Source organism: Streptomyces sp. YKOK-I1 (assembly GCF_054660435.1).
The window spans coordinates 5182238-5208035 of the sequence record NZ_BAAGDR010000001.1 but is presented as its reverse complement, the minus strand read 5'-3'; the positions used below and the strand labels follow the sequence as shown (position 1 = coordinate 5208035).

Genomic DNA, 25798 nt, shown 5'->3' with positions numbered 1-25798 from the left:
TTGTCGACTGGATGGCGCTTCGTTGTCGACTTGTCCCCAGGTCGAGAAGCCCACCTGTGGATAACTTCTGTGGATAACGAAGATGTGTAGGTAGGACCGGACCGAGTCGCCCGGCACCGGTTCTAGAACCGGCCGTCCTGGCAGCGCGCGACCCAGTCGGCCGCCGCCACGAACGCGCTGTCCGAGGTCCCGGTCAGCGGAGCGGGCACGTCCGCCGCGGTCGCGTCCGCGCGCGGGTACGAGCCGAGGAAACGCACATCGCGGCAGATCCGCTTCAGCCCCATCAGCGCGTCCGCCACCCGGCGGTCGGTGATGTGCCCCTCGGCGTCGATGCAGAAGCAGTAGTTGCCGATGCCCGCGCCCGTGGGCCGGGACTGCAGCACCATCAGGTTGATGCCGCGGGTGGCGAACTCGCCCAGCAGATCACGCAGCCCACCGGGATGGTCGTCGCGCTGCCACAGCACGATCGACGTCTTGTCCGCGCCCGTCGGTGCCGCGGGCCGGGCGGGCCGGCCGACGAGCACGAACCGGGTCTGGGCGTTCTCGGCGTCGTGGATCCCGGTCTCCAGGGCGGCGAGGCCGTACCGGGAGGCCGCGAACTCGCCCGCGAAGGCGGCGTCGTAGCGGCCCTCCTGGACCAGCCGGGCGGCGTCCGCGTTCGAGGCGGCCGACTCCCAGACCGCTTCGGGGAGGTTCGCCTTCAGCCAGTTGCGCACCTGCGGCTGGGCGGCCGGGTGCGCGGAGACCGTCTTGATGTCCGCCAGCGTGGTGCCGGGCCGCACCAGCAGCGCGAAGGTGATCGACAGCAGCACCTCGCGGTAGATCATCAGCGGCTCGCCCGCGACCAGCTCGTCCAGGGTCGTGGTGATCCCGCCCTCGACGGAGTTCTCGATCGGCACGAAAGCGGCCTCGGCCTCGCCCCCGCGCACCGCGTCGAGCGCGGACTGCACCGACACATAGGGGATCAGCTGCCGGGTGGCGGTCTCCGGAAGCGTGCGCAGGGCGACCTCCGTGAAGGTCCCCTCGGGGCCGAGATACGCATAGCTCGCTGGCATGACCTCACCCTAATGGCCGTAGCGGAACCACGGGCCGCTGTCTCACGAGCACCCCTCCGACGAATGAATCCGCGTAACCCCGGGCGCACCCCTTGGACCGGACCGGAGAAACAGCCCGCCCCACACGCCCCGTCTCATCCCTCCAGCAACGCCTGCCCCACATATCCCCCGGCCGCCGCTCCACCCGGCACCGCGAAGAGACCGCTCGACTCATGGCGGATGTACTTCGACAGGGCGTCCCCGCGGTCCAGCTTGCGCTGGACGGTGACGAAACCGCGCAGCGGGTCCGCCTGCCAGCAGACGAAGAGCAGCCCCGCGTCGGGGGTGCCGTCCGGGTCGATGCCGTCGTGGAAGGAGAAGGGCCGCCGCAGCATGGCCGCGCCGCCGTTCTGGTCGGGCCGGGTGATCCGGGCGTGCGCGTTGAGCGGGACGACCAGATCGCCGTTCGCGTCGGTCTTCTCCAGGTCCATCGCGGTCGTCTCGCCGCCCCCGGTCAGCGGCGCCCCGTCGGACTTGCGCCGCCCGATCACCTGCTCCTGCGCCGTGAGCGACAGCTTCTCCCAGTCGTCGAGGAGCATGCGGATACGGCGTACGACGGCGTAGGAGCCGTTCGCCATCCAGACGGGGTCCTTGGCGCTCTTCGCGGGGACGAAGATGCGCTCGTCGAAGTCGGACTCGGTCGGCTTGGGATTGCGGGTGCCGTCCATCTGGCCCATCAGATTGCGGGCGGTCATGGGGTGGGCGGTGGCACCAGGGGAGCGGTTGAAGCCGTTCATCTGCCAGCGGACCTTCGCCGCGCTGCCCGCGTCCTTCTGGATCGCGCGCAGGGCGTGGAAGGCGACCAGGGCGTCGTCGGCGCCGATCTGCACCCAGAGGTCACCGTTGCTGCGGGTCTTGTCGAGGTGGTCGGAGGAGAAGTCGGGCAGCGGGTCCAGGGCGACCGGGCGCTGCTTCTCCAGACCGGTACGGGCGAAGAAGCTGTTGCCGAAACCGAAGGTGACCGTCAGCGAGGACGGCCCCGCGTCCCGGGCGATGTCCGTGTCGTCGTTCGGGGCCGCCTCGCCCGCCATCAGCAGACGGGCCGTCTCCGACCAGCGGCGCAGCAGCGCGGCGGCCTCCTTGCGGCCCGCACCTGCCGCCAGGTCGAAGGCCACCAGATGCCCCCGCGCCTGGAGGCCCTGGGTGATGCCGGGCTGGTGTTTCACGTGAAACGGCGCCTGCCCCGCGCCGACCGAGGACAGTGGGGTCGCCCGGGCGGGCGCCGCCGCGTAACCGGCGGTCGCGCCCGCCGCCCCGAGCACCAGCCCGGTGGCACCGGCGGTGCCGAGCAGTGTGCGCCGGGTCAGCCGCGCCGCGCCCTCCTCAGAGGAGGGGGCCGCCGGCTCATGAACTTCGGTGGTGGACTGGTCAGGCATGGTGCGGTTCAGCCGATCTGCGCGTTCTTGGAGACGGTCACCTGGTCGATGTCGGAGGTCCGCACGGTCACGGCGATCTTCCATTCGCCGGCCATGGGGATCTGCACCCCATTCGCCGCCCAGTGTCCGGTGGTGATGTGGTCGGGGGTGACGGGCAGCGGCCCGATGTTCTTGGCTTCGAGGGTGAAGGCGACCTTGACCTCGGGGACGTCGAAGCCGCGTCCGTTGGGCCGGGTCACATAGACGTGCATCTCGTTGGCGCCGGCCCGGGCGGGGTCGATGTCCACGCTGACGACCCCCTTGCCGTCGGCGCCGCCGGTGTCGAAGGACATGTCCAGCGTCAGGGCACCGGAGGTGGAGTCCGAGGAATCCGAGGACGCGGAAGAAGAGGACGTGGACGACGAGCCCGCCTTGGCGGCCTCCAGCTCCGTGCGGCCCGGCTCGGTCGAGGTCAACGCGGTGGTGACGGCGAGGAGCACGACGGCGACACCGGCCTCGGCGAGCACCGAGCGGCGCAGCCCGAGGCGGTGGGGGTCGCCGTCCCGCAGCCGCTTCTGCCGGGCGGTGTCCACGGCGGCCTGCTGCCGCGCGAGCTGCGCGGCCCGCCGCGCATCACCGGCATCGCCGCCCCCCTTCGCGCTCCCGGCGTTCTTGGACTCGCCGGCGCTCTGGGACTCACCGGCCCGCGCGGGAGCGGTCGCGTGCTCCTTCTCCGGCTGCTCCTCCCCGGCCTCTCCTGTGGTCTCCGTGTCCCCTGCCGCCGCCGCGTCCGCCAGCCGGGCCGTCCACCGCCGGGAGATCCAGGCGATGCCGACGAGCAGGGCCACCAGGCCGATCTTCACCAGGAGCAGTTGGCCGTACCGGGTCTCGGTGAACGCCGACCAGGAGCCGAGCTGGCGCCAGGACTGGTAGACGCCGGTCCCGACCAGGGCGATGACGCTGCCGAAGGCGACCTGGGAGAAGCGGTGGACCGCCGCGGCCTCGACGGGCCGGTCCGCGGGCGCCCGGTAGAGGGCGACGAGTAGCGCGGCGAGCCCGCCCAGCCAGGTGGCGACGGCCACCAGGTGCAGGATGTCGACCGGCATCGCGATGCCCGGCTGCAGCCCGGTCGAGGCGTGTTCGGCCATGGCCCAGCTCGCCGCGAGCCCGGCGGCCACGACCGTCCCGCCGACCGCGAGCCCGAAGGTGAGGTCCCGCTTCTCCTCTTCCTCGCGCTTGTCGTACGCGCCGAACAGGACGGCGACGAACAGCGCCGCCGCGGCGAGCAGCAGCAGCCGGGAGACGAGCGCCGCGCCCGTCTTGGTCTGCAGGACCTGACCGAGCAGCTCCAGGTCGAAGATGTCACCGACCTTGCCTGAGCTGGTGTAGGAACCGCGCAGGAGCAGCAGGAACAGCGTGGCCGCGGTCATCGTGAGCCAGCCGGAGACCACCAGTCGCTGCAGCGCCCGTACCCCGCTGCCGCGCTGCCAGCAGGCCAGGACGAAGGCGGCGCCGCCGACCATCACGATGAAGCCGGCGTACGACATGTACCGCCCGAAGCCGTAGAGCCAGCCGACGACCCCGCCACCGGCCGTCTGGTCGGAGACCGAGACGCTGGTCTTCGAGGGCGAGCCGATGGAGAAGGTGTAGGCGCCGGCGACGGGATGGCTGTCGGCGGACACCACCTGGTAGGTCACGGTGTACGTGCCGTCGGGCAGCCCCGAGTGCAGCTGGACGGCGTACGAGGTGCCGCTGGTGTTGGACGCTTCGCCCTCGTCGACCCGGGTGCCCTTGGGGTCGAGGACGCGCAGCGAGTCGTCGTTCAGGGAGACGGTCTCGGAGAAGGTCAGCGTCACCTGCGTGGGTGCCTTGTCGACCACCACTCCCTGCGCGGGGTCGCTGCCCGTCAGCGCGGCATGCGCGGCGGCCGGTCCGGCGCCGGCGAGAAGCGCGCCGGTGACCGCCAGGAACAGCAGCACGATCATCCGGACGCGGGGGGCGATGGTCTGCCTCACGGTGGTCCTTCCCTCAGTGGCCGGTCTTGGGGCTGTACACGGCCGACTCCACCGGGATCTCGACCTTCAGCGGGCCGGACCCGGCGAAGTGCAGTTCGACGTCGACCGTCTCGCCCTGCACCGGCTTGCGCTTCAGCTTCTCGAACATCAGATGGTTTCCGCCGCTCTTGAACACGAGTTGACCGTGCGCGGGCACCGCCAGCGAGGTGACCTCCTCCATCGAGGACCCGACGGTCTCGTGGAGGGTGACGCTGCCGGCGACGGCACTGGTGACGGAGGTCAGTTCGTCCTTCGCGCCGCCCTTGTTGACGACCGTGAGGAAACCGGCGGCCATGGTGTCGGAGACGGGCTGCGGTATGTAGGCGGACTCGACGGAGAGTTCGGCCGTGCCGTCGGAGCCGCAGCCCGCGAGCAGGAACGCTCCGGCGATCACCGCCGCGGCGCCCGCCGCGGGGCGCCTCACGGGTTCTGCCCCTTCATGATCTTGGGCAGGTCCTTGGTGTAGTCGTCGACCGTGGCGTCCTCGCCGTACAGCAGATAGCCGCCGTTCGTCTTCGGGGAGAAGGCGATGACCTGGGTGCCGTGGGTGGAGACCATCTTGCCGTTCTTGTCCTTGTGCGGCGGCTCGACGGAGATGCCGACGGTGCGGGCGGCGGCCTGGATGGTGGCGAACTTGCCGGTGAGACCCACGACCTGCGGATCGATGCCCTTGAGCCACTTGCCGAGCGCGGCCGGGGTGTCCCGGTCCGGGTCGGTGGTGACGAACACCACGCGCAGCTCGTCCTGGTCGGCCCGGGACAGCTGCTTCTTGGCGACGGCGATGTTGCTCATCGTCAGCGGGCAGACGTCCGGGCAGTTGGTGTAGCCGAAGTAGATCAGCGTGGGGTGGCCCGCGGTCTCCTTGCGGAGGTCGTACGACGTGCCCTGGGTGTCGGTGAGGACCAGGTCGGGCTTGGTGAAGGGCTGGTCGAGCACGGTCGCGGCCTGCTGCTTGCCGCTGTCCCCGGCGACGGCGGCGACGGAGGTGTCGGCGCTGTCGCCGCTGCCGCAGGCGGAGAGGGTGAGGGTGGCGGCGGCGAGCAGCGCGGCCGCGGCGAACGTCTTCTTGCGCATAGAGAAATGTCCCAGATGTAGGAACTCCGGTACGCACCGGGCCCGTGTGCCCGTGCGGCTGCACGGGCCCGGCGTGTACGGCAGTACGGCGGTACGCGGAGGCGGGTGGGCGGTCAGGCGTCGGACGTCGTACGGCGGCGGCCGGCGAGCACGCCGTAGGCCACCCCGGCGGCGCCGACGACGATGCCGACCACGCCGAGGACCCGGGCGGTGGTGTCGCTGCCGCCGGAGGAGTCGGCGGCGGCCTCGGCGGTCACGGAGGCGGCCTTGGCGTCGTCCGACTCGTCCGACTCGTCGGAGGCGTCCTCGGCGGTGGCCGCGCCGCCATGGTGGTCCTCGGTGGCGGCGGACAGGGCGAGCACGGGCGCCGGGTTCTCCGGCTCCTCCGCGCCGTCCTCCTGGACCTCGATCCAGCGCACGACCTCGCCGCCGGAGTAGGTCTGGATCGCCTTGAAGACCAGTTCGTCCGTGTCCTCGGGCAGGGCGCCCATGGAGACCGGGAACCGCTGGATGTAGCCGGGCTCGATGCCCTTGCCGTCGGCGGTCCAGGTGACCTTGGAGACCGCCTCGTTGATCTTCTGGCCGTGCACCTCGAGCGGCTTGGCGAGCTTGGTCTTGGTGACGACGGCCTTCCAGCCGGCGATCTTCTCCGGCATCACGGAGGCCAGCGGGTGGTCGGTCGGGAAGCTCACCTCGAGCTTGGTGGTCGAGGCGTCGTCGCGCTCGTTGGGAACACGGAAGTTGACCAGGGCGTAGCCGCCCTTCGCGGCCGTGCCGTCCGGCTGCACGCTGACGTGCGCGAACGCGGGCGAGGACAGCAGGAGGACGGTGGAACCGGCGACGGCAGCGGCGGCGGCGATACGAGAGGCCTGCATGGCGAGGAGCACTCCACTCCGGGTGAGGTCTGACGACAGGGTGGGACGGGGGAGGCGTACGCGACGGGCCGGACGACACCGGCGGGAGCGCGCACGCACGCGTGCCGCACGACAGCGGCCACCCCTCCCACGGAGTGCTGGTCGTGTCGCGTCAGGCAGCGAGGACGAGGCCGGCCCCGGCCGGCGGGCCACGCCTGATCACCGTGTGCTGGAGTGCGGTGGTACGGGGCTGCGGGGGTGCGAGAAGGGCGGTGCGCGGGAGAAGCGGCCCCGTTCCCGGCGTGGCCGGCACTCCCGCGAGCAGGGCACGCACCAGCGCGAGCGCCCCGCGCAGGGACCGTACGAGCGCTCCCTCGGCGACTCCGTGCGCCGACAGCTCGATCAGCCGCCGCAGGGCGCAGTCGCCGCGCCGCAGCAGCCAGCCCGTGGCGAGGGCCGCGAGGAGATGCCCGAGCACCATGGGCAGCGACGGCAGCAGGGACATGGCCGGACCGGCCGTGGACAGGGCGTCCGCCGGGTGGGTCATGGACCCCATCCCGCTCATGCCCGTCATGTCCGTGCCGTCGGTGGGGCTGTAGAGCCGTGCGTCGACGAGGATCTTCTGGGCCTGGGCGGGGCTGATCGCCGCCGCCGTCGCCCCGCACACCAGCCGGGCCGCCCGCGCGACGAGCGCGGCGTCGGACGCCGACATCGCGCCGGTGGTCGTGGTGGCGGTGTGCTGCCCGAGCCCGAACAGGGTGTGCAGCACGGTCTGTCCGACCGTGAGCAGCGCCACCATGCCCGGCAGTGAGCGCTCACGCCCGGCGAGCGGCACCACGACGGCCAGGGCGCCGAGGAAACCCGCGCCGAGCGTCCACAGCGGAACGGTGGCGCAGGAGGCCATGGTGTGCCCGGCCGCGGCCAGCACGACACAGACCGCGGTGAAGACCGCGGCCCGCAGCAGGCGGACCTCGTGGGGGGCAGTCATGGCGGCCTCATCATCGCACTGGCCTTACGGCCTCCCTACGGCAGGTCCATGTACGACGGACACCTCCTGAGCACCACATACACCGATTCTTGTCATCCGTGCATCCCCCATATGGGCGGCATCACGCGGAATTCGCGCTTACACCGGCGTCCGGGCGGCAATACGTATCGGTATGTCGAGCCGCGGCCAGGAGGCTGGAGCATGAGCATCTGGTGGTCACTCCATCTGCGGCGCGAAGCCGCGAGTGTTCCGCTCGCCCGCCGTCTGCTGCTCGGGACGATGGAGACGGCGGGAGTCGATCCCGACGTGAGCTACGACCTCTCGGTCGCGCTGAGCGAGGCCTGCGCCAACGCCGTGGAGCACGGCGGGGAGTACGCGCGCGGCGGTCCTTCGGAGGCGTACCGGGTCACCGCGTATCTCGACGGCGAGAAGTGCCGGATCGAGGTGGCCGACTCCGGCCCCGGCTTCACCGCGGAGCGCCCCGCGCCCGCGCCGGTGCGCACGAGCACGGACGCCGAACAGGGCAGAGGCCTCTTCCTCATCCAGGAGCTCGCCGACCATGTGCACATCGGCAACACCCCGGGGCGCGGCGGAGCGGTGGTCAGCTTCGACAAGATCCTGAAGTGGCGCAAGGACGCCCCGCTCATGGCCGTATGACGCCTCCTCAGGTCGGCTGAGCGGCACGGAGCTTCAGGTTCCTCAGCACTCACAGGTTCCTCTCAGCGTTCTTCCAGCCCGCTGATGGACTGCGTTCCTAATTTCCTGTTCATGACGGGAAACCACAAAGACACCAGCATCACCCGGCGCCGCGCTCTCGTGGTGACGGGTGGCACGGTCGCGGCCGGCGGACTCGCCGTCGCGGGCTACCAGGCGGCGTTCGCCGACACCACCACGGACACCGAGGCGACCGCGGACGCCACCTCGACCAGCAGTGAGTGCATGACGCTGATGAGCAGCGTCACGGAAGGGCCCTACTACCTCGACGGTGCCTTGGTGCGCAAGGACATCACCGAGGGCAAGAGCGGAGTGCCGCTGACCCTGCGGCTCACGGTCGTCGACGCCACCGACGGCTGCACCCCGGTCAAGGGCGCCGCGGTCGAGATCTGGCACTGCGACGCCTGGGGCTACTACTCCGGCTACACCACCGCCAACCCCGGCGGCTCCGCGCCCGCCGAGAGCGAGGACGGCTCCACCGCCAACGACAGCACCTACCTGCGCGGTTACCAGATCGCCAACGCCAACGGGGTCGTCAAGTTCGAGACGATCTTCCCCGGCTGGTACACGCCCCGCACCTGCCACATCCACGTCAAGGTGCACACCGGTGGCGAGAAGGAGGACGGCACCTACGAGGGCGGCAAGGTCAACTACACCGGCCAGTTCTTCTTCGACGACGCCATCGCCGAGGAGATCTTCACCCTCGAGCCGTACTCCAAGCACTCCGGCAGCTACACCACCCTCGACAACGACATGGTGTACGACGGCGGCGGCGCCTCCAGCGGTCTGCTGACCCTGAAGGCCGTCCACAAGAAGGACCCCTCCAAGGGCTACAAGGGCTTCCTGACCCTCGGTGTCGACCCGGACGCGGAGAGCACCGGCGCGGGCAGCGGCAGCGGCGGTGGCGACGGCGGCACCCCGCCGAGCGGCGCCCCGACGGGTGCCCCGCCGAGCGACGCGCCCACCGACTCCGCCACCACGTCCTCGTAAGGCGGGGTCATGACCAGCCGTGAGGACGACGTGCTCGCGCAGGCCGCCGTGGCCGCGCTGACCGGTCAGCTGGCCCTGGCTCCCAAGCCCGGCCTGCCCGACCCCCGTGACCTGGACGCCCGTGTCACCCGCAGGGACCACTGCGGGCTGCGCTGGTCGGCCAAGGCACTCGCACCAGGCCTTGCGGCGATGGCTGCCGCCGCCCGCCGTACCGGCGAACCCACACCCAGGCTCCGTGCGGAGCTCGGCGCCATCGGGAGGTGCACCGAACACTCGGTGGGCCTGGCCGGAGGCGGACACCGGGGAGCCCTGTGGACGCTGGGACTGCTGGTCGCCGCGGCCGCCCTCCACCCCCGCGCGCGGGGTGCCGAGGTCGCCCAGGCCGCCAAGCGGATCGCCGCGCACCCCGACCGGGGCGCACCACGGCGGCCGTCACGCGGTTCGACGGTCTCGGCGAAGTACGGCGCGGCGGGCGCCCGGGGCGAGGCACGCGCCGGGTTCCCTCATGTACGGCGGGCACTGGACGCCCTGGCCACGGCACGCTCCGCCGGCGCGGGCGAGGCCGAGGCACGGCTGGACGCCCTGCTCACCGTGATGTCCACCCTCCAGGACTCCGAACTCCTGTACACGGCCGGCCCCCTGGGCCTGCGCCACGTCCAGGCGGGCGCCCGCGGAGTCCTGGAGGCGGGCGGCGCCCACACGGACGGGGGCCGTGAGGCCCTGTCCGCCTTCGACGCGGACCTCCACGAGCGGGGCTGGAGCCCCCGGGGAAGCGCGGGCCTCCTGGCGGGCGCCCTCTTCGTGGACTCCCTGCCGGACGTGGCCGCAACCCCCTGAGGGGCGATGGCCGGGCACCACCGGTACCCGGCCGTCAATCCGACGTCAGCCCTTCAGCGAGGCCATCCAGCTCTCGACCTCGTCGGACCGCCGCGGCAACCCCTCCGACAGATTCCGCTGACCGTCCTCCGTCACGAGGATGTCGTCCTCGATCCGCACCCCGATCCCCCGGTACTCCTCCGGCACGGTCAGATCGTCGGCCTGGAAGTACAGCCCGGGCTCGACGGTCAGCACCATTCCCGGCTCCAGCGTCCCGTCGACGTACGACTCCACGCGCGCGGCGGCGCAGTCGTGGACATCCATGCCGAGCATGTGCCCGGTGCCGTGCAGCGTCCACCGGCGCTGAAGACCCAGCTCCAGCACCCGCTCCACCGGCCCCTCGACGAGGCCCCACTCGACGAGCCGCTCGGTGAGCACCCGCTGCGCCGCGTCATGGAAGTCGCGGTACTTCGCCCCCGGCACGACCGCCGCGATCCCGGCCTCCTGGGCGTCGTACACCGCGTCGTAGATCTTCTTCTGGATCCCGGTGAACCGGCCGTCGACCGGCAGCGTGCGCGTGACGTCCGCGGTGTAGTACGTGTGCGTCTCGACGCCCGCGTCCAGCAGGAGCAGATCGCCCGAGCGCACGGGTCCGTCGTTGCGCACCCAGTGCAGCGTGCAGGCGTGCGCGCCGGCCGCGGCGATCGTGCCGTAGCCGATGTCGTTGCCCTCCACACGCGCGCGGAGGAAGAACGTTCCCTCGATGTACCGCTCGCTGGTCGCCTCGGCCTTGTCCAGGACCCGTACGACGTCCTCGAAGCCGCGGACCGTCGAGTCGACGGCCTTCTGCAGCTCGCCGACCTCGAACGCGTCCTTGACCAGCCGTGCCTCGGAGAGGAAGACCCGCAGCTCCTCGTCGCGCTCCCCGGTGACCTTGTCGGTCAGGGCGGCCTCGATGCCGGCGTCGTACCCGCGGACGACCCGCACCGGGCCGGTGGCCTCGCGCAGGACGCCGGCGAGCTCGCGCACATCGGCGGCCGGGATGCCGTAACGCTTCTGCGCCTCGCTCAGGGAGTGCCGGCGGCCGACCCACAGCTCGCCCTGGCCGGAGAGCCAGAACTCGCCGTTCTCGCGGTCGGAGCGCGGCAGCAGGTGGATCGTCGCCTCGTGGCCCTCGCCCCTGGGCTCCAGGACCAGGACGCCGTCCTCGGTCTGGTTGCCGGTCAGGTACGCGTACTCGACGGAGGCACGGAAGGGGTACTCCGTGTCGTTGGACCGGGTCTTGAGATGGCCCGCGGGGATCACCAGGCGCTCGCCCGGGAAGCGCGCGGAGAGCGCGGCGCGGCGGGCGGCGGTCTCGGCGGCCTGGGCGATCGGCTCCAGGTCGTGCAGCTCGGTGTCGGCCCAGCCGGACTTCATGTTCTCGGCGAGCTCGTCGGACACGCCCGGGTACAGGCCGTTCTTGCGCTGCTTGATGGGCTCCTCTTCGGCAGTCTCCGGGGTCTCCGCGAGTTCCTCTGCCACGGTCATCCTCCTCGATACGGCACTGGACCCCGTCCATCGTACGGTCGTGCGTAAGGGGACCCGCAGGGGAGAGACCTGATACCGCCCCCTTACTCGAAGCGCGCCGCCAGCAGCACCACGTCCTCCTCGCTGTCCCGCTCGGCCGCCCCGTCCGGCAGTATCGTGCGCAGCACATGGTCGGCGACCGCGCCGGGGTCGCCCCGCAGGGCCTTCGGCACTCCGGAGGCGGCCGCGTGCAGCCGGGCGAAGGCACGGTCGACGGGGTCGCCGGTGCGGTGCAGCAGCCCGTCGGTGTAGAGCAGGACCGTCTCGCCGGGCTCCGGATCCAGCTCGACGCTCGGCGCCTCCCAGCAGGTCAGCATGCCGAGCGGAGCGGAGACGGAGGTCTCCACGAACTCGGTGCGGTGCTCACCCACCAGCAGCGGCGGGCAGTGCCCGGCCCCGGCCAGGGTGATCTTGCGCAGGGCGGGTTCGCAGTAGGCGAACAGGGCGGTCGCGGAGCGGGCCGGCTCGGTGAGGCGCAGCAGCAGCTCCAGGTCGGACAGGACGGCGACCGGGTCCTCGCCCTCCATCACGGCGTACGCCCGCAGGGAGGCCCGCAGCCGGCCCATCGCGGCGACCGCGCTCGGCCCGGAGCCGGTGACCGACCCGACGGCGAGGCCGAGGGCCGCGTCCGGCAGCGGCAGCGCGTCGTACCAGTCGCCGCCGCCGCGCGGGCCGCTGCTGCGGCGAGCGGCGAGCTGGACGCCGGGCACCCTCGGCAGCCGGGACGGCAGCAGTTCCTCGGCCATCGTGGCCAGGGACGCGCGCGTGCGCTCGACCTCGACGAGGCGGGCGAGGTGCTCGGCGGCGGTGCGGACGTACAGACCGATCAGATGGCGCTGGCGCTCGCCCGGCTCGGCGGGCTCGTCGTAGAGCCAGACGGCGGCACCGACCCGGCCCTCGGGGCCTTCGGCGACCAGCGGCAGGGCGTAGCTGGCGGCGTAGCCGAGGCGGGCGGCCACCTCGCGGTGGCGGGGGTCGAGGCCGTCCTCGGCGAGCAGGTCGGGTTCGGCGATCTCGCCGTCGGCGCCGGGCAGGCCGTCGAGGATCCGGCCGTAGGAGATGGCGCTGCGCGGCACGGTCTCGATGTGACCGAGGTCCGCGCGGCCGAGTCCGAGGCCGATGGTGGTGTCGGGGCCGAGGCCGCTGGCCGGTTCCAGGACGACGAGACCGCGCCGGGCGCCCACGAGGGCGGCTCCGGCGCGCAGCAGTTCGGTGAGTGCCTCGCTCAGTGCATCCGTGCGGGCCAGACGTTCGGTCAGTTCGTGCAGGGTCGTGAGGTCCGAGACCCAGCCGGCTAGGCGGTCCGTGAGCAGGGTGCCCGGGTCGGAGGGGGCCGCGGCGGCCGACGGGGTTTCCGGGGAGGCGGGCGCGGGCGCGACAGTGTGTGCTGGCGAGGGAACCGTTGAATCGATTCCAGCCACTTTCGGAGCGTGAGGGGCGTTCATGGCATCCGGCTCTCGGACCGGAGCGTATTGCTCAAAAGCATCGCAAACCCCCATGTCAATCTGCGCCGCTGGCGGTGTCTCCACATGTACACGCACTCGTAAGGGGATGTCCAGCATTGTCCTGCTGGGATTAGTGGTGTCCATGAGGCCTTTGGGGGGAATCGGACGCTACTCTTCCCGCCCTCTTGTCGAATAGCGAAAATGGCTTAAAACTGACTCGGGTTACGGTTGTTTGCGGTCGACTGGCCTTGCTCCACGGAGCGTCACAACGGTCGTGATGGGTACGTACTCGGTAAGGACCAGGGGTCGTCGGGAGCCACCCGGAACCTGGTGGCCGAACCGGGCGTCATAGCCACCGACGACCGTGCCCCATCCTCCCGTGGCGGAGGCCGAGAGAAATACGGCGAGCGGCAAAACGCCAGACTTCGCCACCCCACGCCACGCCCAGCGTTTTGATGGACGCAAGTCGGCGGAGCGGCCGCGGAAGCGGCCGGAGCTCAGCCCCAGGGGTTCCCCTTGTCGAGGACAAGGGTGTGATGCGCCAACAGGTACGCCCAGTGAACTGATCGACACATGGTGTGATGTGGCCCACGGTGTTGCCAGCGGTGCAACGGAAAGGAACGAGCGCTCATGCGCGAGATCCTCGGAAAGCGACGCAGGCTTCTGTCCCAGTCCGGTGACAAGGGGCCTGAGCCGATCGACTCGGCCCTGACCTTCGCGACGGAATGGCAGTGGCCCGTCCTGCCCGGCGTGACGGCGGACCAGCGCAGCACCTCGCGGTGCGGCTGTCCCGACCCGGAGTGCGTGCTGCCCGGCGCGCACCCCTTCGACCCCGGCCTGCTCGCGGCCACCACCGACGCCCGCATGGTGCGCTGGTGGTGGAGCAACCGGCCGGCGGCGCCGATCATCCTCGCCACCGGGGGCCAGGCCCCCTGCGCGGTCAGCCTGCCCGCGCTCGCCGCGTCCCGCGCGCTCGTGGCGCTGGACCGGCAGGGCATGCGGCTCGGCCCGGTCGTCGCCTCGCCCACCCGGTGGGCGATCCTCGTCCGCCCCTACTCCATGGAGCAGCTGGGCGAACTGCTGTACGCCAAGGACTTCGTCCCCGGCTCCCTGCGCTTCCACAGCGAGGGCGGCTACCTCGCCCTGCCCCCCTCCGAGACCGGCCGCGGCGACATCCGCTGGGAACGCGCTCCGCTGCCCGGCTCGGCCTCGCCCTGGGTGCCCGACGTCGAGGCCGTGGTGGACGCCGTCGTCGACGCCCTCACTCGTACGGGTGTGAACGCGCCCGAGATGTAGGGGTGTCGGGCGCGCGCCGACCCGGGAGGCCTGGTCGCGCGCCCTATCTTCCCCCTATGAACCTTCGTCTCCTCGCCCTCGGCGGAGCCGTGGCCTGCGCGCTCGCACTGCCCTTGGCCATGGCTTCCGCGGGGCAGGTCGGAGACGAAGGCCGCTCCGCGGTGCGCTCCCTGATGTCCTCGGACGAGTCTTCGGATCTGTCTCCGGACCGGTCTTCGGGTGCGGCTTCGGGTGCGGCTTCGGGTTCGTCCTCGGGTTCGTCCTCGGGTTCGTCCTCGGACGGGGGTACGGACCCGAAGGCGCTCTCTGCCTTCCCGGCCCCGTCCCCGGCACCCGCCGCCGGCTCGTCCCCGCTGCTGCTCGGCCTCGGTCTCGCGACCGCCGTCCGCTGCGGTCCCGGACTGACCTCGCCCGAGGGCGTCGAGGCGCAGACCTGTGTGCTGACCCAGGGCGAGGACACCTGGGCCCGCACCTACTACCGCAACGCCACGGGACGCGCCCTGGACGCCGCCCTGAGCCTCATGGCGCCCGAGGGACGCACGGTGCGGATGCACTGTGCCGTGGCCGCCGAGGACGAGCCGGAGACCTGTGAGACGCCCCGCGAACGGACGCGGGGCACCCTGGACGCGTACACCGCCGTCGCCGAGTTCTCGGCGTTCGCGGGGGAGGCGGGCGAAGGGCCGCTGCTCTTGCGCTCCGGCAGCAACTCCCCGGGCGCCGAAGGCAGTTGACGGACGGGTCCGGGTCTGCCCGGACCGACCGGGCAGACCCGGGCATGCAAAGACCCGGTTGCTGGCGACGGGGGATGCACCAGCAACCGGGCTATTGGAACGGTAACAAGAGATCGGCTCCAAGCAAATTCGATCTCTGGTTTTCATCGGGCTTTCGGACATGTGCTGATCGGCGATTTCTGGCGCCGACTCACCTTGTGCGTACGGGAGTTGTGAGCGGAGTCACGCCTTCCGTCCGTCCGGCCCGGCTGACCGACCGGTCAGCCGGGGCCCGGTCCGGGGCCGTGCATCAGCTCAGCGTCACCTGGCGGTTGGTGAGCCCGCCGCGTGCCCGGCGCTCCTCGGGGGTCAGCGGTGCCTCCGAGGCCAGGGCCGCCGCGAGCCGCTCGGCGAACTCGGCGGCCGGCTTCTCGACGTCGTCCGCCGAGACCCCGCTCGGCAGGTCCCAGACCGGCACGGTCAAGCCGTGCGCCCGGAAGGAGCCCACCAGACGCGTCCCCTCACCGAGGCTGGAACGGCCCGCCGCGTGCAACCGCGCGAGAGCGTCCAGAAGCCGCTCCTCCGGGTGCGGCATGACCCACCGCAGGTGGTTCTTGTCCGGCGTCTCGCACCAGTAGGCGGAGTCCACACCGGTCAGCTTCACGGTCGGGATCGCCGCCGCGTTGGCCCGCTCCAGGGAGGCGGCGACGTCCGGGGCGGCGTTCTCCGGGTCCGGCACCCAGAACTCGAAACCGTCGTGCACAACTGGCTCGAACACGCCTTCGGCGTCGAGCAGATCCTGCATCCGAGGGCCGTCCGCCGGGGCACGGCGGGCCTGCACCGGAGTACCCGGCTGTGCCTCGAGGGCCCGCTGGAGGGTGTCCGCCAGGTCGCGGCTGATGTCACCGGACGGCGTGTCGTTCTGCAGGCCGAGCAGCACCGAGCCGTCGTCGCGGCGCAGCGCCGGCCACGCCATCGGCAGGACCGTGGCGAGCGTGACGGAGGGGACGCCCTCGGGCAGCCCGTCCTTCAGCGTCAGCTCGACCGTGGCAGCCGGGACCAGCTCGCGCAGGGCCACCCAGTCGCACTCGCCCGGCAGCCCCTCGAAGGGGCGCTGCACCAGCTCGGTCACGGCGTGCGCGGCGGCCCGGCCGTGGCAGGCCTTGTAACGGCGGCCGCTGCCGCACGGGCAGGGCTCCCGGGCGCCGACGACCGGGATCTCCCCGTCCGTGAGCTGCGGCCGGCCGGCCTTCGTCTGGGGTCGCTTCTTGGCCACTGGGTGTCTCCCGGGTACGGCTCGTCTGGTACGGGCGGAGCCTAGCCGTTCGCACCCGAGACCACGGGAACCTGTGGACAACGTGGCGGTTGTGGACAACGGGTTGGTGCTTCAGGGGGGCGACCGGGGCGGACCGGGGTCGACTGGGGCTGACTGGAGCGGAGTGGGGCTGACTGGAGCGGATCGGGGTGGATCGCGGTGGATCGGGTGGGATCGGGTGGGATCAGGCTGGGTCGGGGCCGGTCCGGGCCGGCCGGAGCGGGTTGGGAACGCCCGGAGCGGGTTGGGAACGGTCCCGGTCCGGGCCGTAGCGGACCGGGACCGGGCGGTGGCGGACCGGGACCGGGCGGTGGCGGACCGGGACCGGGCGGTGGCGTCCGCGGTCGTCCCCGGTCGTCCGCAGGCGGTCCGGTACGGCCCAGGGCGTTCGACGGTGGTCCTGGTCGGTCGACGGTGGTCCGGCCCAGGCCGGCCGCCAGGTCGCGACCGGTCGGGTCCGGACCGGTGGGTGTCGGCCGTCGGTGATCGGTTGTTGGCCGTCCATGGTCGGCCGGTCGCCGGTCGCCGGTGGTCGGCCGGGGTCAGTCCAGGTCGTCGAACGCGTCGGCGAAGTCCAGTCCCGGCATCGACGACACCGAGGGCGCGGCGACCCGGGAGGCGAAGTCGTCGCGGCGGCAGCCGGCGTCGGGGTCGTGGACGTCCGCGTGGACGAGGACCCAGACGGTCACCTCGCCGCGGGCGGAGTCCCGTACCCCCCAGTCGTCGGACAGCGCCGTGATGATGTTCAGCCCCCGGCCGCCGTGCGCGGTGACGGAGGGGGTGGCCGGCGAGGGCCGGGTCGGGCCGCCGCCGTCGGTCACCTCGACGAGCAGCCGGCCGCCGGTGTCGACCCGCCACGCGGCCCGCACGTCGCCGTCCCCCGCCAGGGCGTCACCCAGGGGCCGGCCGTGTTTGCACGCATTGCTCAAAAGTTCGGAAAGGATCAGTACGGCATCATCGATGACCGCCTCCGACACCCCGCCCCTGCGCAGCTGGTCGCGCATGCGGTGTCGCGCCTCCCCCACGCCCGCAGGGCCATGGGGTACGGCCATGCTCGACGACGTGGGCACCTCCTGTGCCACCACCAACGCCACCCCCGAGACCTCCTTCGCCCCACGCCACGGTGTGGATGCCCCATTGGCCTGTACCGGAAACCGGCCAATCCACGTCCTCAGACGCATTCGCAACGATCGAATACGGAGCGAACGCGCCGGAGCACTCCCCGTAAGCGCTTGGCTGAATTTCGACGGAGTGGCCGATTTGGAGGATGAGGGAGGGTTGGCGCGGGGTCAAGGGGGCGTGAGGTATCTGTGAGGTGTGAGTGACCTGTGGGGTGTCGGAGCGGGACGGTGGCCGGCCGCGTGCGTGCGGTCAGCGGCCCAGCCGGTCGAGCACCGCGCGTGGGCGGTTGGTGATGATCGCGTCTATGCCCAGCTCGACGCAGAGGTCGACGTCCTCCGGCTCGTTCACGGTCCAGACGTGCACCTGATGACCGGACTGCTTCAGGCGCTCGACGTACACCGGGTGGTTGCGCACGATCCGGATCGACGGGCCCGCGATCCCCACTCCCGACGGCAGCCGCCCGTCGCGCAGCCGGGGGGAGACGAACTGCGACAGATAGACAGTCGGCAGTGTCGGCGACACCGCGCGTACGCGGTGCAGCGAACGCGCCGAGAAGCTCATGACCCGCACCGGCGACTCGGCCGCCGACTCCGGCGCGTCCAGGCCGAACCGCTTCAGCAGGACCAGCAGCCGTTCCTCGACCTGGCCGGCCCAGCGCGTCGGATGCTTGGTCTCGATGGCCAGCTCGACCCGGCGGCCGGAGTCGGAGACCAGCTCCAGCAGCCGCTCCAGGGTCAGGACGGAGGTCTCCTCGCGGTCCTCCGGCCGGACCTCCCAGTCCGGGTCCTCCACGCGCGCGTGCCAGGCCTCGCGCGCTTCCTTGGTCTTCCAGGAGCCGAAGTCCAGCGCCGCGAGATCGGCGAGCTCCAGGGCGGAGACGGCGCCGCGGCCGTTGGACGTACGGTTGACGCGTCGGTCGTGCACGCAGACGAGATGTCCGTCCGCGGTCAGCCGTACATCGCACTCGAGGGCGTCCGCACCGTCCTCGATCGCCTTCTTGTACGCGGCCAGGGTGTGCTCGGGGGCCTCCTCGGAGGCTCCGCGGTGGGCGACGACTTGAATGTGGTGCTGCCGTGCGTGGGTCACCGCGTCATGGTGCCACCGCGAGCATCTGAGAACAGTCTGAGATGTTTCGAAGATGCGCACTTAGTGCACTAAAAGTCCCTTATAAAGATTGCCCGAAGACCCACAGCCAGCGCTTATGGTGCTCTGACGGCCCGTGGGAAAAGCTGAGCAGTACACAAGCGCAACGCACAGCCACCCCCGCGCCGGGTCGACGACAAGCGTGAACGGGCGAGACCTAGTGCGACCGACGACAACAGCCGTGGATCGAGGAGAAGAGCTGTGAGCACCGAGAACGAGGGCACGAACGAGGGCACCCCGGTCCCCCCGGCGCCGTCCGCACCCCCCGTGCCGGTGGAGACCTCCTCGGCCGCCGCCGCCCCTCAGGCACCCGCGTCGGACTCCGGCGCCACCGCGCCCCTCCCGCAGACCCCGCCGGCTCCCGTGGGTGACTGGCCGCCGCCCGCCGCCCCGCAGCCGGTGCCGGCCGCGGCCGAGGGCAACTGGCCCCCGCCGACCGCGCCTCAGGCCGCACCCACCGCTCCGGCCCCTGCCGCCGCGGCGGACGGCTGGCAGAACCCGCCCACCACCCCGCTCTACGCCGAGGCAGGCGTCGGCGCTGGCACGCACGCGTACGGCGACGCCAATGCCGCCGGAGTGGGCGGCGCCGGTGGCGCGGGCGGCGCCGACGGCCTCGCCTGGGGCGCCTCCTACCAGCAGCCCGCGCCCAAGCCGCGCAGCGGCCGGGGCGGACTCGTCGCCGCCGTGCTCGTCGCCGCGCTGGTCGCGGGCGGCCTGGGCGGCGGACTCGGCTACACCCTCGCCAAGAACGACGACAACACCGGCTCGACCACGGTCTCCGCCTCCACCAGCGGCGGCGACGTGAAGCGCGCGGCCGGCTCGGTCGCCGCGGTGGCCGAGGCGGCCCTGCCCTCCACGGTCACCATCGAGGCCGAGTCCAGCAACGGCGAGGGCGGCACCGGCACCGGATTCGTCTTCGACACCCAGGGCCACATCGTCACCAACAACCACGTCGTCGCCGACGCAGTGGACGGCGGCAAGGTGACGGCCACCTTCCCGAACGGCAAGAAGTACGACGCCGAGGTCGTCGGCCACGCCCAGGGCTACGACGTCGCCGTCATCAAGCTGAAGAACGCCCCGTCGGACCTCAAGCCGCTCACCCTCGGCGACTCCGACAAGGTCGCGGTCGGCGACTCGACGATCGCCATCGGCGCCCCCTTCGGCCTTTCCAACACGGTCACGACGGGCATCATCAGCGCGAAGAACCGCCCGGTTGCCTCCTCGGACGGCAGCGGCAGCAGCTCCTCCTACATGAGCGCCCTGCAGACCGACGCGTCGATCAACCCGGGCAACTCCGGCGGCCCGCTCCTGGACGCCCAGGGCAATGTCATCGGGATCAACTCCGCGATCCAGTCCACCGGAAGCGGCGGCCTGGGCGGCACCTCCCAGTCCGGCTCGATCGGCCTCGGCTTCGCCATCCCGATCAACCAGGCCAAGTACGTCGCCCAGCAGCTGATCAAGACCGGTGAGCCGGTGTACGCGAAGATCGGCGCGTCCGTCTCCCTGGAGGACTCGGGCAGCGGCGCGAAGATCACCGACCAGGGCTCGGGCGGCGCCTCCGCCGTGGAGTCGGGCGGCCCCGCCGACAAGGCCGGCCTCAAGCCGGGCGACGTCATCACCAAGCTCGACGACACGGTGATCGACTCCGGCCCGACCCTCATCGGCGAGATCTGGACCCACCAGCCCGGCGACCAGGTCACGATCACCTACGAGCGCGACGGCAAGACCCACACCGTCGAACTCACCCTCGGCTCCCGCAAGGGCGACAACTGAGCCCACGCGCGCGTACCTCCCCGGATCAGCACCCACTGACCCACACGCGCGCGTGTTCACCCGTTACCCTTGTCCCCGCGCCGCCGATCAAGCGCGACGCGGGGAGACGTGCCCGAGCGGCCTAAGGGAACGGTCTTGAAAACCGTCGTGGCAGCGATGTCACCGTGGGTTCAAATCCCACCGTCTCCGCACGTGAACGGCCTCTGACCAGGTGAATCGGTCGGGGGCCGTTCCTGTGGTCTCTGCCTGTGAGTAACCGTTGTTCCCCGACATTGCCCGCTTGATCGGGCGCGGAAGGGGCACGCCTCGTTAGCTGCTGATCGGCGCCCAGCTCGCTGTGAGGTCCGCGCACTCGATCCGCACGGTTCCGGTCGTCAGCCTTAGCTCATGGCTGCATCCGGCCTCGTGCGGAAGGACTTCGTCCAGGCGGACGCTGTTGTAGTCCGACAACTCGACAGGACCGCCGTCGTCAGACGTGATTTGAACGCTGCTGACGCCCCTGTAGCGGATGGTGAGCACGTCGCTCTCGCCCCCCGACCAGGTGAATCGAAGCTCGTACTGACCCTGGCCATCAGCAGCTGAAGGCAGCTCTTGGGGTCTGAGATCCTTCACGCAGCGTGGCGCCGAGAAGTCGTAGTGTTCGGGATGCGAAGCAAAGGCTCGTGCCCCGGGCGGCAGCGCCGGAAGGATCTCGGACAGCTTGGCGATATAGGGGCTGGGGTCATGCCAGTAGGTGCCTTGCCCCTGCTTCTCCACAACTGCGTACTTCACGCTTCTCCCTCGGCCGGTGGTCAAAGGTACTTGCACGGCTGTTGATCCACAGCGAGACAGGTCTGCGTCGGCACTCCGTAACCCGCTACGCACCCCAGCTCCCATGTACGAACGACCTGGACGCCAGGGGCCGCGTCTGCTCGGCTCTGCCTGGGTCGACGGCAAACGAGATGGGAGCTTCCCTCGCACGCTCCGACGAACCCGCACTCGGGCACGGCGCCCCCTTGATCCCGGCGTCGGCCGATCCCCCGCCGGAGGCTTGTTCTGACCTCATGCCCGTATGCCTGGCTCCCGCCCGGAGGAGCGGAGCGACGACGGGTGCTTGAATGAGGTAGGGATTCCTGTAACAGCTCAGCTGCTCAGGCGGTATTCCAGGACGTACGAACCGGCTTCCAAGAGCATCTGGGTCGGACCAGGTCCGCCGGGAGGTACAACGTCGCGATCTGCACCGGGCGGTCCTCGACCACGAACTTCCGGCTCCGCACGATGACGGCCGCGCCGGGGTCAAGGTTCAGCAGCCGTCCGATCTGGCGCGGGACCTCGGCTTCGTAGACCTGGACGTCGGTGACCAGGGGGCGTTGGGCGACATCGGCTGACCAGATGGACTGCCCTGCGTCTCGGCGGGTCTTGGAGAGGCGGTCGTTGGCCACTCGGCGGATCGGCCTGAACTCGCGGACGTACGTTCCCGATCCGGGCCGCGCGACCGCCAGGCCCTCACTCACGAGGATCTTCAGCGCCTGGTTGGCGGTCATCTTGGCGACGCCCTACGTCTTCACCAACGAGGGTTCACCGGGCAACCGATCGCCCGGCTGTAGCTCGTGGCAGCGATGTCACCGTGGGTTCAAATCCCACCGTCTCCGCGTGGTGAGCAGTGCGAACGGCCCCTGACCAGGTTATTTGGTCAGGGGTCGGCGTATTGCGGGGCGTACCTCCTGTGCGCACCGGCGCACAGCCGCGTCCTTGGCCGTTGGCCTCCTGGACCACTTGGTGGGCCGTCTCGTCGACCGCTGGGAGGTCCTCCTCGGGGCGTCCGCGTCGGCGTCTCGTCGGTCCTCTCGCTCCGGTTCCAGGAGAGGCCGGCTCGGACTCCGGGTGTCGTCCTCCACTTCGTGGATCGACCTCCCTTAGGCTCGCTTCGCCCCATAGGACCCCTGATCGGCGGAGGAGAGGACGGCGGGAATCAACCGCGAGCGGCTCATCAGAACGCTGACGTTCTGGCTGCGGCCCGCGTTCGTGTTGCGGGTCGTCAACCGGTTCCAGAAGATCGCGGGCTTCGATCGTGCGATGGCTCTGGCCTCCGGTGCGTTGGCCGCGCTGATTCCGCTCTCCGTGCTGATCGGTGCCCTCTTCGGCGGCGAAGCCGCAGACCGGATCATCAACCGCTACAGGCTCACCGGCGAGGGCGCCGAGGCCGTCCGGGCGGTGTTCTCCGCCGAATCCACGGGTGCCGGCGTCGGCGTCTTCGGCACCGTGTTCCTGGCGATCTCGGTGCTCAGCTTCTCCCGGACCGTGCAGCGGCTGTTCGAGCAGACCTGGGAACTGAGGCCGCTCGGCGTACGCAACACACGCAACGGTCTGTGGTGGATCTGCGCGCTCAGCATCTACAGCGCGGTGATCGGGTGGCTCTACGTGGCCCTGGACGGGGGACGCCTGGGGCTGGCGGCCGCGGTGTGCGAGGTGCCGGTGACCGCGGTCTTCCTCACCTGGAGTGGCCGGATCCTCTCCGCGAAGCGGCTTGCGGGGGCGGTCCTGTTTCCGTTCGCGGTCTCTGCGGCCGTTCTCACCGCGGTCTATTCGGTGGTCGCGGCCGTCTACCTGCCGCGCCTGTTCAATTCCTACACCGCGCGCTACGGCCCGGCCGGAGCGGTCTTCGGGATGGCGTCGGCCCTCTTCGGCGCCATGCTCGTCGTCGTCGCGTCGGCGGCGCTGGGGCGGGAAGTGCGGGACGAACTCATCCGGATCCGCCAGGGCCGGCGCCCTTCCCCGGACGAGGTCCGCCGCCAATGGGACAGCATCGTCGAACAGACGCGGTCGCGTTGGCGCGCTGTGCGCAAACAGCCCTCTCACCGGCCCGAGAACGGCCCCTGACGATCACGCTTCAGGAGACCGGCCGCCGCCGCTGCCGGTCGGCTGTCGGGGGTAATCAGCAGGAAACGTGTGGATAAGTGAACGATCTGCGCGATGCGCTCTGGCAGGGTCGTCGCGGTGCACCGGGTCGGGTGCCCCATGTGCCGAGTGACCGGGGAATGCCATGAGCGACAGGCCAGAGGGCTCCGGCCCGAACGAGGACCCGAGCGGCGGTGCCGCGGACGACCGGCGGGACGAAGGGCCGAAGCCGCCGTCCTGGCGGGCGCTGATCACCGGCCTGCTGATCGCCCTCGTCATGACCACGATCATGGTCACGACGTATGTGTCGGCGCAGCACGGCGTGGTCGCCCGTGACCTCCCCTGGGGCGTGACCGGCAGTTCGCCGCTGACCACGGCCGTCCAGGAGAAGGTCTCTCTGAAGATCCACCAGTACAAGGACCAGTCGGCCCTGGAGGAGGCGGCCGGACGCACCGAGATCTACGGCGGCTTCGTGCCGCAGAGCAACACCGTCGTGGTGGCCGAAGCCGCGAGTCTGGTCGCTCCCGGCCAGCTTCCCGCCTACTACGAGCAGGCCGCCAAGGCCCAGGGCACGCGTATCGCCCTCAAGGTGACCAACAGACTGCCCAAGGAGGACCCGCTCGGCGTGGTCCCCGGCATCGCGGTGTTCGTGCTGCTCGTGGCCGGCTATCTCGGCTCCACCCTCGCCCTGCAACGCACCGGCACCGCCGCGGCCCGCCGTCGCGTCCTCAGCCTCGTCGCCTACGCGATCGTCGCCGCCCTCGTCTTCGACGTGGTCATCGGGCCGATCCTCAACGCCTACCCGGACGTCGGCAGCAACTTCTGGCCCCTGTGGGGCGAGTTCGCCCTGATGTGCCTCGCCGTGGCGCTGCTGGCCGCCACCCTGCAGAGCCTGCTCGGCCCGATCGGCACCCTGCTCACCGTCGTCATCGTCGTCTTCTTCGGCAACCCCTCCACCGGCGGTGTCAACGGCACCGCCTACCTGCCGGCTTTCTGGCAGGACCTCGGCCCCGGCCTGCCCCCGTGGAACGGCACGGTTCTGGTCCGCAACACCCTCTACTTCGACGGCCACGCCATCACCCAGCCGCTGATCGTCCTGAGCGTCTACTGCGTCGTCGGCGCCGCCCTCGTCGTCTTCTTCACCTACGGCCGTCTCCTGTGGTGGCGCGGCGGAACGAAACGGCGCCCCCCTCTCACCCCCGAGGAGGAGGGCGGCATCGCCACCATCCCGCCCGCGTGAGGAAAAGTGATCTATCGGTCTGAAGCGGTGAAATGATTTCAATGGGCGTGTAAGGGTGTATTCATATGCCAACCATGTCCCTGAGCCGTTGTCAGCAGCGTGGAAAGGGACGGTTGTGGCCGACAGCAAGGCCGAGAAAGCCAGAAAGGTCGCCGGGGCGCTCGGACTCGTCACCCCGATGGGCGGGGCGGACCTTCCGCCGGCGCCCAAGGCCGACGAGGAGTGGCAGCTTCCGGGCGGCAGTGCCCGGGTGTACTACGGGCAGGGGCACCAGGGTGTGATCCGTCCCGTCATCCTCGCCGACGGGTTCAATCTCGGGCCGACCGACTTCGACCGGCTCTGGAACGGGCTGGAGAACGAGAAGTTCCCGTTCGTCAGCCGCCTCCGGGCCCGGGGGCGCACGCTGATCCTCCTCGGGTTTGACGAGCGCAGCGAGTCGATCCTGCGCAACGCCGAGACGGCGACCGCCGCCCTCATGCGGACCGTCGCCCAGCAGCTCGGCGACACGCGGCTGCTCGTCGGCGGATTCGGCATGGGCGGCATGGTCACCCGCTACGCGCTGGCGAAGATGGAAACGCAGCGCATGGACCACCGTGTCGGCGTCTACCTCTCCTTCGACACCCCGCACCGGGGCGGATGGGTCCCCATCGGGCTCCAGGCGTTCGCGCACTACCTCGCCGACGTCGACGACACCTACCTGCGGCAGATCGGCAGTCCGGCCTCGCAGCAGATGCTCTGGCGGTATCTGGACGGCCTGGACGGCACCCCGCAGCAGAGCCCGCTGCGGAGGGAGTTCCTCGAGCAGCTCGAGCGGGTCGGCTCATGGCCCCGTATCCCGCGTCTGCTCGGCGTCTCCAACGGCCGCGGCGACGGCCGGGGCAACGGCGTCCGGGCCGGCGCGAAGACGCTGAGCTGCTCCGGTCCCCTCTTCGACGGGACGTACTTCCTCGCGCAGTCGCAGGGCGATCCGGCCGAGGTGGCCGTGCTCAACGGCATCCTCGGCGGACCGCACCCCATCGCCACCCGCGGCTTCCCCGAGCTGGACGGGGCGCCGGGCGGCACCCTGGAGGCGTTCGGCCTCGTCGGCGACAAGCTCGCGGAGGTCGGCGAGACCGCCGACCTCGTGCACCGGTCCGTGTGCTTCGTGCCGTCCGTCAGCGCGGTCTCCATCCGCGACCTCGACCGGCAGGACGACCTGTACGTCACCATCGACGAGCTGCCCCCGGACGAGTCCGATCTCGACGACTTCCTGCTCTCCGAGAACAACGACCCGCACTCCCTCATGACGCCCGGGCTCGGCGAGTGGGTGCTCGACCGGCTGCCCGACTGACGCCCGCCTCAAGGGGGCGCCTCCGCGGGGGCGCCCCCT

General features: G+C 71.1%; 23 protein-coding genes and 1 tRNA gene. 10 read left to right on the top strand and 14 right to left on the bottom strand.

Annotation, left to right across the window (positions count from 1 at the left end; translation table 11 throughout):
- Nucleotides 1-122: 122 nt before the first annotated feature.
- The 7 genes from pheA to ACYQ8Q_RS23095 form a co-directional block, all read right to left on the bottom strand.
- Nucleotides 123-1055, bottom strand: coding sequence for a prephenate dehydratase (pheA, locus tag ACYQ8Q_RS23125; protein ID WP_460067587.1), 933 nt, complete (start codon nt 1053-1055; stop codon nt 123-125).
- A gap of 134 nt (nt 1056-1189) precedes the next feature.
- A complete protein-coding gene (gene efeB, locus ACYQ8Q_RS23120; protein ID WP_460067585.1) occupies nt 1190-2470 on the bottom strand; it encodes an iron uptake transporter deferrochelatase/peroxidase subunit in 1281 nt (426 codons plus the stop codon).
- Nucleotides 2471-2478: 8 nt separating this feature from the next.
- Nucleotides 2479-4464, bottom strand: a complete 1986-nt coding sequence (locus ACYQ8Q_RS23115; RefSeq protein ID WP_460067583.1) for a copper resistance CopC/CopD family protein — start codon at nt 4462-4464, stop codon at nt 2479-2481.
- A gap of 13 nt (nt 4465-4477) precedes the next feature.
- On the bottom strand, nt 4478-4927 hold the full coding sequence (locus ACYQ8Q_RS23110) for a copper chaperone PCu(A)C (protein WP_460067582.1): 450 nt from the start codon (nt 4925-4927) through the stop codon (nt 4478-4480).
- Nucleotides 4924-5577: an SCO family protein gene (locus ACYQ8Q_RS23105; protein WP_460067580.1), complete on the bottom strand. Its 654-nt coding sequence runs from the start codon at nt 5575-5577 to the stop codon at nt 4924-4926. The genes ACYQ8Q_RS23110 and ACYQ8Q_RS23105 overlap by 4 nt, the downstream gene beginning before the upstream one ends.
- Before the next feature lie 113 nt (nt 5578-5690).
- The gene (locus ACYQ8Q_RS23100) at nt 5691-6452 is read right to left on the bottom strand and encodes a YcnI family copper-binding membrane protein (protein WP_460067578.1); all 762 of its coding nucleotides are present in this window, start codon (nt 6450-6452) and stop codon (nt 5691-5693) included.
- 151 nt (nt 6453-6603) lie between these two features.
- Complete coding sequence (locus ACYQ8Q_RS23095) at nt 6604-7419, bottom strand: hypothetical protein (RefSeq protein ID WP_460067577.1); 816 nt, start codon at nt 7417-7419, stop codon at nt 6604-6606.
- A gap of 201 nt (nt 7420-7620) precedes the next feature.
- On the opposite strand from ACYQ8Q_RS23095, the gene ACYQ8Q_RS23090 reads away from it, so the two are divergent.
- From ACYQ8Q_RS23090 to ACYQ8Q_RS23080, 3 genes are all read left to right on the top strand, one after another.
- The gene (locus ACYQ8Q_RS23090) at nt 7621-8076 is read left to right on the top strand and encodes an ATP-binding protein (RefSeq protein WP_460067575.1); all 456 of its coding nucleotides are present in this window, start codon (nt 7621-7623) and stop codon (nt 8074-8076) included.
- Between the two features lie 111 nt (nt 8077-8187).
- Nucleotides 8188-9123: an intradiol ring-cleavage dioxygenase gene (locus ACYQ8Q_RS23085; RefSeq protein ID WP_460067573.1), complete on the top strand. Its 936-nt coding sequence runs from the start codon at nt 8188-8190 to the stop codon at nt 9121-9123.
- 9 nt (nt 9124-9132) lie between these two features.
- Nucleotides 9133-9960 carry a triphosphoribosyl-dephospho-CoA synthase gene (locus ACYQ8Q_RS23080; RefSeq protein WP_460067571.1) on the top strand — a complete coding sequence of 276 codons (828 nt, stop codon included), beginning with the start codon at nt 9133-9135 and terminating at the stop codon, nt 9958-9960.
- Between the two features lie 45 nt (nt 9961-10005).
- Here the strand turns inward: ACYQ8Q_RS23080 and ACYQ8Q_RS23075 are convergent, their stop codons facing one another.
- On the bottom strand, nt 10006-11469 hold the full coding sequence (locus ACYQ8Q_RS23075; protein WP_460067569.1) for an aminopeptidase P family protein: 1464 nt from the start codon (nt 11467-11469) through the stop codon (nt 10006-10008).
- Between the two features lie 83 nt (nt 11470-11552).
- The gene (locus ACYQ8Q_RS23070) at nt 11553-13070 is read right to left on the bottom strand and encodes a PP2C family protein-serine/threonine phosphatase (RefSeq protein ID WP_460073459.1); all 1518 of its coding nucleotides are present in this window, start codon (nt 13068-13070) and stop codon (nt 11553-11555) included.
- 513 nt (nt 13071-13583) lie between these two features.
- Between ACYQ8Q_RS23070 and ACYQ8Q_RS23065 the strand changes: the two genes are divergently transcribed.
- Nucleotides 13584-14249 (top strand): bifunctional DNA primase/polymerase, encoded by a 666-nt coding sequence (locus ACYQ8Q_RS23065; RefSeq protein WP_460067567.1) that lies wholly within the window; start codon nt 13584-13586, stop codon nt 14247-14249.
- A gap of 56 nt (nt 14250-14305) precedes the next feature.
- The gene (locus ACYQ8Q_RS23060; protein ID WP_460067565.1) at nt 14306-14980 is read left to right on the top strand and encodes a hypothetical protein; all 675 of its coding nucleotides are present in this window, start codon (nt 14306-14308) and stop codon (nt 14978-14980) included.
- Nucleotides 14981-15269: 289 nt separating this feature from the next.
- Here the strand turns inward: ACYQ8Q_RS23060 and ACYQ8Q_RS23055 are convergent, their stop codons facing one another.
- From ACYQ8Q_RS23055 to ACYQ8Q_RS23045, 3 genes are all read right to left on the bottom strand, one after another.
- On the bottom strand, nt 15270-16235 hold the full coding sequence (locus ACYQ8Q_RS23055) for a DUF5926 family protein (RefSeq protein WP_398683886.1): 966 nt from the start codon (nt 16233-16235) through the stop codon (nt 15270-15272).
- Between the two features lie 581 nt (nt 16236-16816).
- A complete protein-coding gene (locus ACYQ8Q_RS23050; protein ID WP_460067563.1) occupies nt 16817-17455 on the bottom strand; it encodes an ATP-binding protein in 639 nt (212 codons plus the stop codon).
- 190 nt (nt 17456-17645) lie between these two features.
- Complete coding sequence (locus ACYQ8Q_RS23045; RefSeq protein WP_460067561.1) at nt 17646-18482, bottom strand: glycerophosphodiester phosphodiesterase; 837 nt, start codon at nt 18480-18482, stop codon at nt 17646-17648.
- 258 nt (nt 18483-18740) lie between these two features.
- Here ACYQ8Q_RS23045 and ACYQ8Q_RS23040 point away from each other — a divergent pair, with 258 nt between their 5' ends.
- A complete protein-coding gene (locus tag ACYQ8Q_RS23040) occupies nt 18741-20312 on the top strand; it encodes a S1C family serine protease (protein WP_460067559.1) in 1572 nt (523 codons plus the stop codon).
- A gap of 102 nt (nt 20313-20414) precedes the next feature.
- Nucleotides 20415-20501, top strand: a tRNA-Ser gene (locus ACYQ8Q_RS23035).
- Nucleotides 20502-20621: 120 nt separating this feature from the next.
- On the opposite strand, the gene ACYQ8Q_RS23030 is transcribed toward ACYQ8Q_RS23035, so the two are convergent.
- Complete coding sequence (locus tag ACYQ8Q_RS23030; protein WP_460067558.1) at nt 20622-21083, bottom strand: hypothetical protein; 462 nt, start codon at nt 21081-21083, stop codon at nt 20622-20624.
- A gap of 359 nt (nt 21084-21442) precedes the next feature.
- Complete coding sequence (locus ACYQ8Q_RS23025; protein ID WP_460067556.1) at nt 21443-21835, bottom strand: GntR family transcriptional regulator; 393 nt, start codon at nt 21833-21835, stop codon at nt 21443-21445.
- Nucleotides 21836-22316: 481 nt separating this feature from the next.
- On the opposite strand from ACYQ8Q_RS23025, the gene ACYQ8Q_RS23020 reads away from it, so the two are divergent.
- The 3 genes from ACYQ8Q_RS23020 to ACYQ8Q_RS23010 all read left to right on the top strand — a co-directional run bounded on the left by ACYQ8Q_RS23020 (nt 22317) and on the right by ACYQ8Q_RS23010 (nt 25759).
- Nucleotides 22317-23171: a hypothetical protein gene (locus ACYQ8Q_RS23020; RefSeq protein WP_460067554.1), complete on the top strand. Its 855-nt coding sequence runs from the start codon at nt 22317-22319 to the stop codon at nt 23169-23171.
- A 163-nt stretch (nt 23172-23334) separates the two neighbouring features.
- Complete coding sequence (locus ACYQ8Q_RS23015; RefSeq protein WP_460067553.1) at nt 23335-24429, top strand: hypothetical protein; 1095 nt, start codon at nt 23335-23337, stop codon at nt 24427-24429.
- 115 nt (nt 24430-24544) lie between these two features.
- A complete protein-coding gene (locus ACYQ8Q_RS23010) occupies nt 24545-25759 on the top strand; it encodes a hypothetical protein (RefSeq protein ID WP_460067551.1) in 1215 nt (404 codons plus the stop codon).
- The last annotated feature ends 39 nt before the right edge of the window (nt 25760-25798 follow it).